At 44.8% G+C, this 15,647-nt stretch carries 13 protein-coding genes; 2 read left to right on the forward strand and 11 right to left on the reverse strand.

The window, feature by feature from the left end; genetic code table 11:
- Positions 1–99: 99 nt before the first annotated feature.
- Together MKY14_RS25655 and MKY14_RS25660 are read left to right on the forward strand one after the other, a co-directional pair.
- Entirely contained in the window at positions 100–243 is a 144-nt protein-coding gene (locus tag MKY14_RS25655) for a hypothetical protein (protein ID WP_167348483.1), read from the forward strand.
- A 175-nt stretch (positions 244–418) separates the two neighbouring features.
- A complete protein-coding gene (locus tag MKY14_RS25660; protein ID WP_340977650.1) occupies positions 419–2,698 on the forward strand; it encodes a TPM domain-containing protein in 2,280 nt (759 codons plus the stop codon).
- Between the two features lie 90 nt (positions 2,699–2,788).
- On the opposite strand, the gene MKY14_RS25665 is transcribed toward MKY14_RS25660, so the two are convergent.
- The 11 genes from MKY14_RS25665 to MKY14_RS25715 form a co-directional block, all read right to left on the reverse strand.
- A complete protein-coding gene (locus MKY14_RS25665) occupies positions 2,789–4,405 on the reverse strand; it encodes an ATP-binding protein (RefSeq protein ID WP_340977651.1) in 1,617 nt (538 codons plus the stop codon).
- Between the two features lie 192 nt (positions 4,406–4,597).
- Positions 4,598–5,386: a formate/nitrite transporter family protein gene (locus tag MKY14_RS25670; RefSeq protein WP_076124688.1), complete on the reverse strand. Its 789-nt coding sequence runs from the start codon at positions 5,384–5,386 to the stop codon at positions 4,598–4,600.
- A gap of 460 nt (positions 5,387–5,846) precedes the next feature.
- The gene (locus tag MKY14_RS25675) at positions 5,847–6,947 is read right to left on the reverse strand and encodes a toxic anion resistance protein (protein WP_036687432.1); all 1,101 of its coding nucleotides are present in this window, start codon (positions 6,945–6,947) and stop codon (positions 5,847–5,849) included.
- 11 nt (positions 6,948–6,958) lie between these two features.
- Positions 6,959–7,666, reverse strand: a complete 708-nt coding sequence (locus tag MKY14_RS25680) for a hypothetical protein (RefSeq protein ID WP_076278972.1) — start codon at positions 7,664–7,666, stop codon at positions 6,959–6,961.
- Between the two features lie 34 nt (positions 7,667–7,700).
- A complete protein-coding gene (locus MKY14_RS25685) occupies positions 7,701–8,756 on the reverse strand; it encodes an ATP-grasp domain-containing protein (RefSeq protein WP_340977652.1) in 1,056 nt (351 codons plus the stop codon).
- Entirely contained in the window at positions 8,753–9,586 is an 834-nt protein-coding gene (locus MKY14_RS25690; RefSeq protein WP_340977653.1) for an HAD family hydrolase, read from the reverse strand. Before MKY14_RS25690 ends, MKY14_RS25685 begins: the two co-directional genes overlap by 4 nt.
- Positions 9,583–10,734, reverse strand: a complete 1,152-nt coding sequence (locus tag MKY14_RS25695) for a cysteine protease StiP family protein (RefSeq protein WP_076304760.1) — start codon at positions 10,732–10,734, stop codon at positions 9,583–9,585. Before MKY14_RS25695 ends, MKY14_RS25690 begins: the two co-directional genes overlap by 4 nt.
- A complete protein-coding gene (locus tag MKY14_RS25700; RefSeq protein ID WP_081391898.1) occupies positions 10,715–12,157 on the reverse strand; it encodes a phosphoribosyltransferase family protein in 1,443 nt (480 codons plus the stop codon). Before MKY14_RS25700 ends, MKY14_RS25695 begins: the two co-directional genes overlap by 20 nt.
- Positions 12,102–13,310 (reverse strand): HpcH/HpaI aldolase/citrate lyase family protein, encoded by a 1,209-nt coding sequence (locus MKY14_RS25705; RefSeq protein WP_232061116.1) that lies wholly within the window; start codon positions 13,308–13,310, stop codon positions 12,102–12,104. Before MKY14_RS25705 ends, MKY14_RS25700 begins: the two co-directional genes overlap by 56 nt.
- A 225-nt stretch (positions 13,311–13,535) precedes the next feature.
- Positions 13,536–14,276, reverse strand: a complete 741-nt coding sequence (locus tag MKY14_RS25710) for a TerC family protein (RefSeq protein WP_036687425.1) — start codon at positions 14,274–14,276, stop codon at positions 13,536–13,538.
- 27 nt (positions 14,277–14,303) lie between these two features.
- Positions 14,304–15,584: a TerD family protein gene (locus MKY14_RS25715; protein ID WP_076219209.1), complete on the reverse strand. Its 1,281-nt coding sequence runs from the start codon at positions 15,582–15,584 to the stop codon at positions 14,304–14,306.
- Between the last annotated feature and the right edge of the window lie 63 nt (positions 15,585–15,647).

A 15,647-nucleotide genomic window follows, 5' to 3' on the forward strand; every position in this document is an offset into this window, starting at 1 on the left:
ATAATAGCAATAACGATAAACGTTGATAATGATTATCATTATTATAAGCGTTAATAATTTCAATTTACTATATTTAAGTTAAAAGGAGACTGATCACCCATGAACGTTACCTCTACCCGAACAACATTACAGGTTGACGATTATCTGGATCTGCTCAATCTTGCCGTTAAAGTTGGAGATTTGAAATGGCAAAAAGAAATTAAATCCAGATTGCAATACATTCTCTGTCTGCCGACAAGATAATGCTTCCGATTATACGCCATGTTCCCTTATTTAGGGGCATGGCTTTTTTTGTTGGTATGCAGACATAACTATATAATAATTGGAGTATCTCCAGGTCACCTGATGGTTAATGATATAGTATAATTATCAGCATAATATATTGAATAAAAAGTCCTTCAGATCGGAGCGTGTCAGCTTGAAAAAGTATATAGCTTTATTCTTAATGCTCAGCCTGTTATGGGTACCTGGTGCATACGCCGCTGGAATTCCTGCACAGCAGGGATTTGTTACCGATAACGCTGAAATGTTCAGTTCCGCAGAAGCCGCGTCTATTTCTGCTACCGCTACTGGAGAACTCATGACCATCCATGTACTCACTGTAGATTCCACAGACGGTACTCCAGCTGATAAGTATGCAGACAAGGTTTACGACTCGTGGAAACTGTCCACGCGGGATCTTCTACTGCTGATCTCCGCTGGTGACCAGTCCATTGAGCTAAATTTCTTAAATCCAGGCTTTCAAAGCTCGTTAAATACTTGGTCTAAGAATCAGGGAGGGTCCTCGGGAAGTTCAGCCATCCAAAAACTGCTCGACACCTATTTCATTCCTTATGCCCAAAAAGGGGACTTCGCTGGCGGGACAAAGGCTTTGATTAATGCCATCCATTCCATCGGAGATCGTGCCGGCAATACTGGAGGAACCGCAGGAAGCGGGAGCGCAGCCGGCGTCGGGAATGATGTAAACCGCTCCAGCAGCTCCATGTTTATGATTGCAGCGATTCTTATCGGAGCCCTTCTAATCCTCCTTCTACTCTTTGTAATGGTTACAGGTCTGCGTCGACGCAAGCAGCTTAGCGAGCAACAGAAACAGTTATCTAATTTAATGGTCCAGGCAAATCGGGCACTGGAATCGCTAAACCCTTTTCAAGGGATCGTTCAAGGGAAGACGGGAGAGCTAGTCGAAGGTATTTCCAAGCGGCTGTCCGCCAAGCTCGTTGAAATCTCCGCACTACAAAGCGAAGGTCAAGGCGTTCAGCCAGCATTTTATCGTTTGGCTGCCCTCAAGACAGCCGTGAAACAATTGCAGCAGACCGAAGCTGCCTTCCGCACAGCGCTTGAAGAGGAAGAGAAACACATTGCTGTCATTAGCGAAGCTGACCGCAATGTCAAACAGCGTATTACAGAGCTGAAAGAGGATACGCCAGAGCTTGAAGAACAGCTGCAAGGTGCAGTTAAAGAAACCGGATATGAGCTTCAAGAAATTGTAGAGGAACTTAAGGAGCTTGCGGAGGAAACTGCTAAGGCAGACCAATTGGAGCTTTTTGATCCCATTGCTGCACAAGAGGTTACCGAGGATGCACAAGAACGTCAGGAAAAAATCGAACAGGATCTGAAGGATGTTGATCTCTATGATGATAAGCTAAACAAATTTCCTACGGTATTAGCTGCGGCACGTGCCAAAATCACCGGGATCATTGAACAGAATTCACTGCACAATATGAAGGTTAAGCCATATGACCACCTGGAGCAGGCCCGCGTAGAATCGTTGACTCTTGAAGCACCGCTGCGTATAGGAGATATGGATGAGGTGCGCAGAATCGGCGCCAGTCTAGATCTGCTTCTGGATGAAGCTGTTGCTATGACAGAGCAGCAAGCACTGCTGCGGCAGAATAACCGCAGAGATCTAGAAACATTCCGCACCACATGGAGCCATTTGAAGCAGCGGCGAGACGAGCTGCAGGCCCGAATTACAGAAGCACGTGTACATTTCGAAGAACAGCATATAGTTAGCGTAGAGAACATTCTGACGGAGTGGAGCACACGTCTTCGGGAAGGCGCAGGTGAAGTGGCGCAAATTGAGAACTGGACCAGTGATGAACGGGGCGAATATGACAAGGCCCACGATGCGCTGGAGCGCTTGCTGTCCTTGCAGGATGAAGCTGGCCGGCAATATGACGGCGTCTCTGAAAGTCTAAATGCATTAAATGAAAGACTGGATAAAGTACAACGTCTCTTCTCCGAAGGACAAAGTCGGGTAGAGACGACCCAGCGAATGCTGCACAGCAGAGGCTTGTCTTCCAGAATCCGCTTTGAGTTATCCTTACTGCCGGAATATAGCCAGTTGGAGCAACGGTTGTCCTCCCGGCCTTACAACCTGGAGGAACTGGAATCGATTGGCCACGCTTATGACGCTCAGATCACTTCCTTTGTGAATGAAGCGAACCGAATCGTTCGCCAAAAGGAAGAGGAAGAACGGCTTGCCCAGCTAGCCATGATGAGAGAGCAACAGCGGCGTGCGCAAGCCCGTAAACGGATGTCCTCCGGTCCTCCTTCTTCAGGCGGATTCGGTGGGGGACGTTCCTCCGGCGGCTCTTCCTGGGGTGGCGGCAGTGGCGGCAAATCCTCCGGCGGCTCTTCTTGGGGCGGTGGCGGCGGCAAATCCGGTGGAAAATCATCGGGTGGCTCTAAGTGGTAATTCCTCACCATTAGATGCAAATGGATATACAAAAAGACTCTTTCGCTTATATGGGCGGAAGAGTCTTTTTAATTATGAATTATTGCTGTTTTATTTGTGGTATGAATGTGCCATCGGAAGATAAATTGTAACGGCCGTGCCCACTCCCTCTTCACTAGCTATTGCCACATATCCTCTGTGGGCAGTCACGATTTTTTTGACAATCATGAAGCCAAGTCCATTCCCATCGCCTCTGGTCGTGTGAAAAGGCTCTCCTAATTTCTCCAGAACTTCCTTGTTCATACCCTCTCCATTATCGGTGAAGGTAATCACCTGAAATTCATCCTTCACATCAAGAGTCACTGTAATGCTCCCGCCAAAAGGCAAAGCTTCCATTGAATTTCTTAGGATATTGAGGAAAATCTGCTTAATCTGATTGCGGTCACATTCGATCTCAGCATCATAATGGATCTTTGTATTTAACACTATATTATTCATTTCCACCTGAATCGCGAAGATATTCAATACTTCCAGCAGGATCGTGCTACATTGTTCAGTCATATAATGCGCAGCCTGCGGTTTACCCAGAATAAGAAACTCGCTCACAATAAGATTCATTCTTTCCACTTCTGACATAATGAGATCATAATGCAACAGACGTGAATCTTTATTAGCCAGTTGAAGCATCCCTTTCACCGTAGTCAGGGGATTACGGATCTCATGTGCAATGCTCATAGCCAGTTGTCCTGCGACCACTAGCTTTTCTGTATTGCGCAGCACTTCTTCCGTTCTTTTCATCTCCGTGATGTTGCGCAAACTTCCAATCACACGCGCTAAGTAACCATTCCCATCGTAAACGGGTAGTACATCTAACATATAATGCTCGAACAACCCGTTTTTCTCCTGAATCACTTCTAACCCGGCACATGCGACATGATGTATGATGACATGTTGAAAGTATGCGCCCACATTCCTAATTTCAAAGACACTAGTTCCAACAACAGACTCTTGATGCTCACCACCCAAATGAAGCATAGCTAAACCGTTCTCATTTATATTCACGACTGTTCCGAATTGATCTGTTATGATTACCCCTAAGTAATTGGTCTCTAGCAAAATCCGATTTAATAATTGCAGCTGAGAATTCCCTCTCCGCAACAAAATCTCACGTTCAATCGAGTCAGCCATCGTACAGAGCAGAGGCAGCAAATGGGGATGGGCTACATCTATATCTGCCATAAATGAAATTGTACCTAAAATCTCTTGCCCATTTTCTTTATAAAATGGAGCTGTACAGCATACTAAATGATGCAAAATATGATGGAAATGGTCTCGTCCTGTCAGCTGGAATGGCCTCTGATATTCAAGGGCTAAAGCGATTGAATTGGTACCCACCTCTTTGTTCATCTGCACGCCTTCTTTGATGCCTACCTGTCCTACGAGATCAATAATCGTCGCATCTCCTTGGAACGCCAATAGATAACCTGCATCATCCGAAATCGTAACTAGGATCGGGTTCCCTTTGACTGAGGAAAGAAATTTTTTGACAAAAAATTCGATAACCTCAATCACTTCACTATATACGCTAAGCTGTGCCCCCAATTCATCAGTAGAATATCCCTTTGCAAAGACAGGCGGTTGCTCAGGATCAATTCCTTGGTCAATACAATGCTGATTGGAAGCCTTAATAATGGTCTCATCCGTCAGTATCCCTGTTGTCTCATCCAAAGCCCTTACCCCATTCTGTATGAATCTTCAATTTTGCATTGCATAATTATGTATTCTACCTCTCTCCCTCTAATCCTTTTCAATCCTTAAAAATCAAATAATCCCAATGTTAAAAAAAAACTTTCTGCACAAAAAAACTCCACCCCTATACAAGAGCGAAGTTTTGGAGAATTATTATTTTCTATTTTTCAGTTAATGCTTAGTGTCATCCAAAAAAGGTTTATTCACATAATAATACATTACCCCCATCAGTACGCCACCGCCAATTAAATTGCCGATCGTAACGGGGACAAGGTTATGCACCACGCCATACCACGATACCGTTCCGGGATGATCAAGTACTAGCGCAATCGCAAAGGTACACATATTGGCAATACTATGTTCATAGCCGGAGATGAAAAAACAGAATACGAATAAGACCATTGCGAACATTTTGGCCCCATCGCCTTTCATATTCATCGGTATAAAAAAAGCCATACAAACGAGCCAGTTACAAAGAATAGCCCGAAAGAAAAGCTGACCTGCCGGGGCTTCCATCTTATGCTCCACTACATATAGCAAAAAACCGTTTACATCTGAGCTATAGAACAGTCCTGTCAAAAAAATCAGCAAGGCAAAAACGGCAGCCCCAAGAATATTACCGATATAACTCATGATCCACATGCGGACAACCTCAGACCATTTCATTTTCCGTCTTAGTGCCGTGTATGTGTAATAAAAAGTATCCCCGGTGAATAAATCCCCACCACCAAAAGAAATTAGAATAATAGCCGCTCCGAAAGTAATCGCAGCCATTGGATATGCAAAGGGGGATTGCTCCATAAAGAAATAGTTGCCTGTCTTAAATGCTACAATTACACCGAATCCGATAAACATACTGGCCAGCATGGCTCTGGCAATATAGCGCATTACGCTTTGCCGGAATATCTTCTGTTTCTTAAGTGCTAATTGTTCAACCTGAAGCAGTGCCTCGTTCTCCATGTGACCTCCTTAGGGATTTTGGTATTTCCAGCTGATTATGGGCTAATCGACAGCCTTGCGTTATTATACCCAATAACCCGCTGGAAATTACTTGAACCAACTCGCGGCAAAAAATCCCTGAATACTTACGGGGAAGCGAAGCTACCTCTTGCTAATTGTCTTCATTCATTTTAGCAATGGCTTCTGCTTTTTCACTGCTGGCGACGATGATAAGCACGAGTATCAAACAGCCTAAAACCATAGCCTATCCCCACTTCCTCCACATGTAGTCTTGTGACAACTTATGTATTTGAATAGGGCTTTATGTTTGGCTACAGTAAACTTCATTTGATTAGATCACGTTTACGCCTATGTAGTTGAAGTAAGCTACTTCATATCCAAAAAAAAGCAGAGCAGCGAACCCCCCAGAAATGAAGACTCACTGCTCTGCTATATTTTTATGAACTTTTTTTAAAAACAATTAGTTCAAGAAGCTGCTCAGTTGGCTCTCTGCTTCACCTTGTTTCAGCGCCTCAGGCTTGTCCGCTTCATTGAGTCCTAGACGATTGCCCAGTTGGGTATTGATCGTCGTCATTTTGGATGTATAATCCTGGCAGCTTTCGATAATGCGACGGTTTGACTGTTCCGAAGTATCCAATGCGCTAAGCAAATCCCCGATCGCTTGATTCACGGCTTCCATAGACATGGAAGGTTTGGATAGAAGCTCGGTCGTTTTTTCTGTAGTCGTACGCAGCAAGCGTGCATTTTCTTTAAACTGATCTTCAATCGTCTTATTTGTTGCTTCTACAGCGTTGATAACATTCTCCTGATCGGCCAGCGACATCGCAATCATTGCCGACACTGTAATCAGATTAGAAGTTTTATCAATCGCATTATTTACGGAATCGATCAGTTTATCATTATTGTCATTGATGATATCTGTAGCAGCAATCGCTTGATTGTAGAGCAGAATCATCTCTGTCATGGACTGAATACGAACCATCACTTTACGCAGACCACGCTCCAGATAAGCTTTACGGAACTCATTCTCAGGCTTCGCAATCTCCACCTCGAACAGCTCTTTTAGCTTATTGCCGAAGGCAATTTTGGTTTGAAGGTTATAGATCTCCTCCATAGAGGTACGTTTCAGCTGGCGCATATTTACAATACTCTCTTCGAGGGTATCTCTGCCGTCGCGTAGACCAGTAACAATCGCATCAATATTTGTGCGGACAGACTGATATTTGTACACATAGTTCTTCATCGGACTCTTCCGCAGCATTTTGCCGAAAAAGCTAACATTCTTACTCTGTTGCAGATTTTCACACTCATTCCGCAGCTTCATAATCATGTTAGGCACTTCAACACGCTTACCGGACATCAGGTCATTTACCGGACGATCCAGCAGCTTGAGCGTTTGGCCTGCTTTTTCCTGCGTCTTCACCCCAAGCTTCCCGATATCATCCATCAAAGAATCCAACGTGACTGTATCTGTCTGGGATACCTTCTCGATCAATTGTGCGGCTTCTTCGACTACCTTTTGTTCATCTTCTTTTTTTAATTGGATCAACTGCGTGGACATGGGTTTCCCTCCTATAATTCGGAACTGCTATACCGCTGATGAATCAGTTCCGCCTTCGTCTGAAGTTCCATCAGGTCTTTATGTTCGATCGTCGAAGCAATATCCGATATTTTGGAATCAACATCTCTTAGACCGTTCAGCAGCGTTCTCCGATTCTTCGTCTTCGCTTCACCACTTAGGCGCAAAAATGGGTTAATCACACCATTTAAATCCTTCAGAATCAATCTGCGGACCGTATGATTAATATCGCCATTATTGAGCTCCTGCAGCAGCGGAATTACACGTTGAAGTCTCGCAAAAAGCGCCAGTGATTTCTCGACAATTTCATTGTCCAGTGTATCCTTCTGCCCCTCGGAGATAATCATATCTTCCAGAATGCTAAGGTACTCAACTACTGGAGCAAATTCCGGTCCAATCTTCGTTGGTTCGGCCTCAGTTCTACCACTATTGCCCGGATTACCTGGTGCAGCATTATTTGCCACACTAGGTAATTGCGGAGCATTTGCAGAGGGAGCTGGAGCAACAGGCACCGTCTCTGGACCTGCTGGCAGCACCTCAGCCGGAAGGTTGGTTCTTGGACTTCTCGTTGCAAGAACCCCTACCGCTGCACCCGCTACAGGCAACAGCAAGGAGAGTAACTCAGGCAAAAAAGAACTCGTTAATACAGCGACAACATAGCCAATACCGGCATACAGCAATATTTTCGATTTAAATTTAATTTTTCTCACCTCTTGTGAGCGAGATTGCGAACGCTCAATTCACGGGATCCGGAATTACGGATTCGCCGTTTATTTTCATAATTAGCGGCTGCTCTACATGGCTGGCAAGCACATTATCGCCGAACTCCGCAGGCTGGACCTCTCCGCCGAGTGCACTTTTGACAGCCAGGTATGGAAAGTTAATTCCAGACAGACAAGAAATATGAAGACCTCCAGACATCCGGGGGTTAATCTCCAGCAGTTTAGGAATTCCACCACTATACTTCATTTGAATATTGAAATTGAAAGGTATTTTATATACCTCTGCTACCCGGGAAGCGATCTCCTCCAGCTCCGGAATATGCTCCATCAGCCGCAGACGACCGCCAGCTTTACGACGGGGTACAGCCGCTAACAGCCTGCCATTCTCATCTGACAAGCAATCTATACTGTATTCATAACCTTCCAGCAATTCCATCACCATAAGTTCAGGGAATGTAGGTTCACTTCCCAGAATACGATAGGCCTCATCGAAGGATATCAGCGGAGTTACATGACCAAACAGCTCCTGTAAAGGACTACGTGTGTTATCAATGATACGGAAGCCAAGGCCTCCCTCTGTCTCCGTGGGTTTAAAGCATACGTGGTGTCCTTTGGCTACAAGATCATGATAAGCCTCTTTGAACTGCTCTGCTGTACTCACCACATGATAATCAGGAATTGTCATAATCCCTGTTTCCTTAACACTTTCGTAGAACTTCCCCTTATCCATGATGGTCTCCAATAAGTCCAAATCTCTACAGACTAGAACCTTGGTGCCAATCGCATCAAACATAGCAGCATGCAAAGCTATATCCAGCATATGTAACCGTGGAATGAAGATATCGATCTCATTGCGGCGACAGAAATCCACGCAGAATTGAACATATTCTATTCCAGTCAGTGCTGGTTCAGTCCCAGCAACATCAGCACCTTGAAGGGACATATGGTGAATATCAGGATGCGTGGCGAAGATTTTTACAGGAACGCCATCCTCATTATTGCGGATGAGATTCATATAATGGTAAGCGACGGAAAACCAGCGATTGAAATAAATGTTTACCTTTTTCATAGTGGCCCAACTCCCAATACGGTTAAGTTATTATAGATCATGTTTACATACTGTAGAATTTCATCACCAGCAAAAACACCCGCTTGCTTCGTAAAGGGATACCTTGATTTTACAAGACCACTCTGCTGCTCTGCAAATATTTCTCCATGACAAGGAGCAATCGCATAGTCCGCACTTTCTAGTAAACTCTTATCCAACAAGGAATCTCCCGATGCTACCATCGGTTCTGAACGAACCGTCCGGCGCACATGAACAATCGCATCACTTTTATTCACAGCGGCAGGAACGACATATAGCTTGCGCCCTTGTAAGGATACCCGCCAGCCCAAATCATATAATCGCTCTGCCAGATTCGTGATCTCATCCATAGGTAATAAATCACGAACTACTACAAAAGTATAGAATAAATCATCACAATACCGCTCACTAATGATCCATTCCTCGTGCACTACAGACCTAACGTGCATTCTAACTTCTTCTGCCGCAGCCGATTCATTTTGAACAAGTCTGCCCACAGAAGCTCTCCAGCTTTTATCTACTTCGCCACCAATCAGAATATTCCCGCCATTACTAGTAATCGCGTAGTCTGGAATAATCGTGTCTTGAAACAGATTAATACGCTTATACTGCGCTATTGTACGTGTTGTAACGGGCATAAAGATAATACGGGAAGTAAGCTCCATCAGATCAGCCAATGCTTTTTGCGAAATGTATGAAACCGTCTTACCATCCACAGCCTCCGCAGGGACCAGGCCCGGAGTATTCTCCGGGACACCGATTGCATTTAAGGAATAGATTAACGTTCGGTCCAAATCACTGGCATAGATCATTCCGTCTCACCTCTCAGCGGCTTAATAATCCCGCAACAGGAGTAGGTGAGTCCAGGGAATACTTCTACTGGAACCCCTCTATCCTCTGCTAAGAGAATAATATGACGAAGATTTGGATTATCCATAGTATCGACAAGAATCTTCCACGGTACTCTGCGCAGCAGCACTCGGGTAGTTTCTCCGACTCCGGGCTTGACCAAATTGATGTTATCTATGCCGAACACTTCTTGAATACTCTGAATATCACGCAGACCCTGCCATGTAATTTCTGGCGGCGATTGCTGCATCTGTTCAGCAATCGCTTGTGCTTTTTCCGCAACGGAGGAGAAATACGGGCAGATCGCCGCAATGAATACATTGGATACATCCGTATCGAGCCATTCCTTGTAGAATTTAGCCCCATGGAATTCTTCCGGACCGATTAAATCATCGCGCAGCACTGTCCGGCTCATCAGTCCTGACACCGTAGAATTGAGGCATGCACTAGGAATAAGATAATCCTCTCTAGTCCCGAACGTGCCTGAACAGTTCCCGGGATCAGCCAATACGGCCAGGTCATCATTTAGCCGAATGCCATATTTCTCATACAGGCTGTTGCACGCTTCAATCAATACCTGGCGAATAGCCCCTTTCCCCGTCCATCCGTCGACAAACTGCAAATCAGCGTCAAGCCCGTGCTTTTGCAGAATATAAAGGATTGCGTTCTCATCAATCCCCTTGCCCCGAATGATAGAGATACTATAATGCGGCAGATCAGCACCATATCGCTCTTGGATATAACGCTTAATCAGTACACCAATTGGCGTTCCCGCTCTTGCCAAAGAGACTAACACCGTATCAAGTCCCCTTTGAGCGACAATCATCTCAGAGACTACCGCTACTGCTAGAGCGACCTTCTCCGCAGATTGCTCCAGCGTCTCGTGAAATAACTCAATATACTGCTCAGTAGGCTGATATTCCACGGGCAGCATCTCAGAGTAGTGTACACCTGATTGAATGGCGGCCTCTCTTTCGTCAGTCGCCCGCTCCAGTGAAACATCGCTCAGATCCTTAAGCAAAAATATAACATCTGACGGAGAATAGCTGCCTAGCGGAACCGGTTCGGCTATACTTCTGTTTAGAATTTTTTCAGTTACTGTTCCCTTCATAGGTAGGGCCTCCACTTCTTCTTTCCGAGGTCAGTACAATAAGATGCACTTTATGGCGGGCCAGTTTCTTCAGTATATCAAGCATAGGTTTCATACGCTCATGCGGTACATCACGCTCAATCAGCACAAATATATCATCGTATTGACCAGGAGCTATATTATAAATAAAGTTTGTGATTTCCGGATCACCAGCTGAAGGATACGCAGCAGCACTATGTACCCCATAATCCGACCGACGCTCAGGGTGGATTGGACTTCTAGTGGAAGACTGGTAAGCAATCCCTTCCCCCATTTCCGCCGCCACTCTCATCGGAAGATACATAAATTCTCCTACACCCATTACCAAGGCTTTCGGTCCTCTACGCAATTGCCGCAGCTGCTCAGCTATTCGTTTCACACCCTGATCAAGCTCCAGATTATCCTGTGACTCCATTCCGAACCGTCCACTATATTTCATATACGGCGCTGTGTTGATCTCACCATAGGAATCGATAGAGGATACCTCCAGTCGTTCCATTCCATCTTGAGCATAAGTAGTTACAACCTCACACTCAAAAATGGCCTCTCTATCCAGCTGCTCAGTATCCTTATTAAACACCGGTGAACCTATCACTTCAATATTCCCTTGCAGCAGACATAACGACTTAATGCGAATCCCCAGCTCCTGCTCAAGCTCACTATAGTGTTGAAGATTGCTGCCGCTTCTCCAATCCAGAAGAGAGACTACCACATATTCCTCCCGCGGGAATTTTGACTGAATATCTCGAATTGTATTGATCGCGGTTTTCCCGGTCGTAATCTCGTCATCTACCAATATAATGGGCTCTGTCCCAGATAAGAGTTCGGTATCCAAGGCATAACATAGATGATCAACTGCATGGGAATGCTCTTCTACAAAACTTACAACAGACTCCAAATCAGGAATATGCTCACGCGTAGTATGAATATAGGATGCCTGCTCAGCAAAGATGTTGTACACACTGTGACCCAGTGCAGTTGCCGTTTCTGCGAATCCAATAAAAACCACAGGCTTGGGCAAAACCAGCCGGGCCGCTAGTAAATGTTGATAGGCTTCCTTAGCAAATTCAGGATGAATCAGCCCATGAACCGCCATATCCAATAGCTTTGTCATACGATCACTATCCACGGAATCGCCGTTCATCTCCTGATATAACAGCAGCGCCAACGCTGCTCCGCTTAGAAGTGAAGTATACGGATCGACGGGGATATGCTTGCCAAGCACCTTACTGACAAACAGAAAAGTTCGTTTTTTATTAATTCGCGCCGCCATAGAAAATAAAGAATCCAGAGGCATATGAAAGGGGTTAAAGGTTTCGGTTACATTCACTTGCAGGTTCTCGACTATGTTATACGTGCGTAAATTCGTTTTCGGGTAATAATCCGACAAAATGCTGTTGTTCATGTAACACCCCGTATATTTGAGATCGTAGTAAAATTCGTCTTGCCCAGTTCAGATGGGGCTTAATTTCGTTCATTTTATTAAAATATTGACTCTTAAACACGCCCAGACTGCCATCATTACTTTCTACAATGCTTAAAGCGTCGACGTATTCCTCATGCATCACCGTATACATCGCCTGAACAGGTCTGAGGTGAGAAGGATGAATAATCGTCTTACCCACAATTCCATTCTCTTTATCCAAAATAACCTCGCGAATTAGCCCGTCCACACTGCTCGAGATATAGCTATTCCGCATATCACGGCCGTTTTTGCCGTAAGTATCCTCAAATGGCGTCTGCCGTAGCTGCGGCCGGAGAACTCGATGACCTTTATTCGCAAAATACTCCCAGACAGGTCCTGAGATCACATATCCCTCTTCAACCCGCCCAAACACATTGATAATGTCCGAGATACAGTCACGGATAGGAGTAAGATCATAAATACTAACATCAGGACTGCGACGCAGTCCGAACAGGCTGGAGAAATCCGTTGCCCCAATTCTGACGTTTAGGACAAGTTCACGGTAATTACGGAGTAAATCACGGATAGATAGCAGACTGTCCACTCGACTTTCCCGATAAATAATAGGTGCAGTTTCCAAGATTGGCATCCCGTAAAGCACAGGATCATTATAACCACGCGTATTGTTGTACTCAGCTAACGTTTCAAAATATTGAATTCCATTGTCCACAGAGAACTTAGGAAATACAAACCCTGTTAACATCGTTACCAAGGATCCCAAGCGGAAAATCATTTGCCGGAGTTGGTCCGGGTTACGTACTCGTATAAAAAGAAGCGGGAGGCTGTTCGATGAATCCAGCTCATTTTCTGCGTAAGCAGCTAGGTAAATAAGATGCTGGATAATAGACTCCTCTGCATTGTCAACCTGGTCATCTCCGATTGCGTCCTCCAGATCTATAATAACCGTCACTAGACCTGCATTCTTGAGCTTAATGATGTCTTCTGCAACACTTGCACGGGTAGCCGGCATATAGAGGGCAGCGCCGACAGCGTAGGCTAGCAGTTCCTTGTTCGTGGTATGATCAAATGAGATAGGCGGAGTGTAAAACAAAGAGATTTCTTGTTCTTTCGTCAGGTAATCGAAGTATCTCAAATCGGTTCCCCCTTATAGTTTTGCGAAGCCAAGCAAAACAAGCGTAGACCTCTCCTCATAGAGAGTGTCAGAACCGGCAATACTCTCCCTTGGGGATGGCATCTTGGCTCTCTCAAATATAAGTGAAGGCCTACGCTATAACATATACGATTACCTGAAAGAAGCAGGCGTTTCTATTCTTGCATGATCGGCTCCGACTTCTCTATGATGCAATTACTTTTTTAATCATGCACTTTTATGGGCATCTTTTTTCTTACGTCTAGCACTATAGAGGATCGTACCCACGAATACCGCTATAAGGATTGTAAAGAATACGACATGCGGCAATTCAAAACCAAAAGCACCCGCTAGCATCTTACCCGCAATAATGGCGATAAGCAGGAACGCTGCCTGTTCCAATTCAGGGAATTTATCAATAAGCTTCAAGAATACCTGCGCCACTCCGCGCATCATCAGAACCCCTAAGATACCACCCATAAAGAGAACCCAAACCTGATCGCTAAGTCCAAATGCTGCAATAACACTGTCAATACTGAAAGCAATATCCATTAATTCAACAAGGAGAACCGTCTTCCAAAAAGAAGTGCCTTTATTCTCCGTATGCTCTTCGCCACTACCTTTAAATAAACCTTTATATGCGATATAAAAGAGATACAGTGCACCAAGAACCTTAACCAAAGTAAACTTAATAAGAAATGTTCCTAGTCCAATGGCCAGGAATCTGAACAAATAAGCCCCTAAGATACCGTAGAAAAGCGCCTTTTTCTGCTGCTCCTTAGGTAGATGCTTAACCATAACGGCAAGCACAAGCGCATTATCTGCAGAGAGCAAACCTTCTAGTAGAATTAAGCTCCCGATAATCCCCCAGCTCACAGGATCAGAGAGTGTACCTACTACATCACTCCATGAGAAAAAATGCCCGTAATTCTCACTAATATTTCTAAAAAAATCTGCGAACCAATCCATTACACTTTGCGCCTCCGGTAAAATCGATTATTTGCTGCCCGCAACCCAGCGCAGTCCCCAGCCATAGGCTTCATCCATCTCACGATGACCACTGTAATATTGCACCAGCCGTTCAACACTAAATGTTTCATTGCTTACATTCCGGAATAACGCAATGGCACACATCCCTTTACGGTTGTTATGCTCGTCCAAATTTACAATGATATCAGGTCCTCCGCCTTGTTTGATGGTGACAACCCCATCGGCCTCCGACCAGTTGGTTACCCCTTTATAAATAAAGGAAAACACTAGAATGCGTTCAATCTCGGAAATTTTGATACCATTTATACGCAAATTCTCACCAGTAGTTACGGAGCCTGTCCGATCATCCCCATCAAGCATGACATAAGGAGGTTGATTCAATGAGCCAAAGGCATTGCCCAACGCTTGTACCACTCCTTTACTGCCATTCTTCAGTTCATACAGACAAGCAAGATCTAGATCTACGCCATTTTTACGACTAAAGAGTCCGCCCTGTTTCTGGTTCCAGTTGAGATTAATCAACACTTCCCCTAAATCACCACTGGCTGATTTTTTCAAATTGATGGAATCGCCTTTTTTCTTCAGCTCGATTTTCTTCAAGTTGAGATTCATTGGCGAAGGCGGAGGTGTGGGTGGAGAGCTTTCTTCACGTTTCACTGGCTGCGCAGGCGGCGTTGCGAAGATTTGTGGTGGAATCTGCGGCTTAACCTCCGGCTGTGGAGCAGCAGGAGCAGGCTCCTCATTCGCTTCAATACCGAAGTTGCTGCATATCTCTTTCAAACCTCCGGCAAACCCCGCTGCAATGGCACTGAACTTCCATTCACTGTTATATCTATATAATTCCCCTACCACAATGGCCGTTTCCACGGAGAAAAGATTGTCGAGATCACATCGGAGCAGTTCCGCACCTGTCACTTGATTGAGAATCCGAAAATAGGCCTGACTAACTTGCCCAAAACTTTGACCCCTTTTCTCCCCATCATAAATGGTAAGCGTAAAGGCAATCTTCATCACATCGGAAGGAATCTTATCCAATTGAACTTCGAATTGCTTGCGGTCATTGAATCCTGGCACATCCTTATACCTAATATAAGATGTGGCTGGATTATTATAAAATATTAAATCCTCGTCTTTACTTACTTTACCCTCTGATCCAAGCAGGAAAGCAGAGCTATCAATCTCCAGAGCAGCCGGAGCATTCCAGCCGATCTCTACGATTATAGAATGAAGTCCAGCATTGCCTTTGGTCAGATCAGCTTTTTGCCCTTTGACTACGTTAACACTCATTCTTACGCCACCTTTATAAATGGAGTAAACCAACTAATAATTTTGTAAAAAAGAACCCCACAA

Origin of the sequence: Paenibacillus sp. FSL R5-0887 (assembly GCF_038002305.1) — a bacterium.
Classification (GTDB): Bacteria; Bacillota; Bacilli; order Paenibacillales; family Paenibacillaceae; genus Paenibacillus_AQ; species Paenibacillus_AQ odorifer.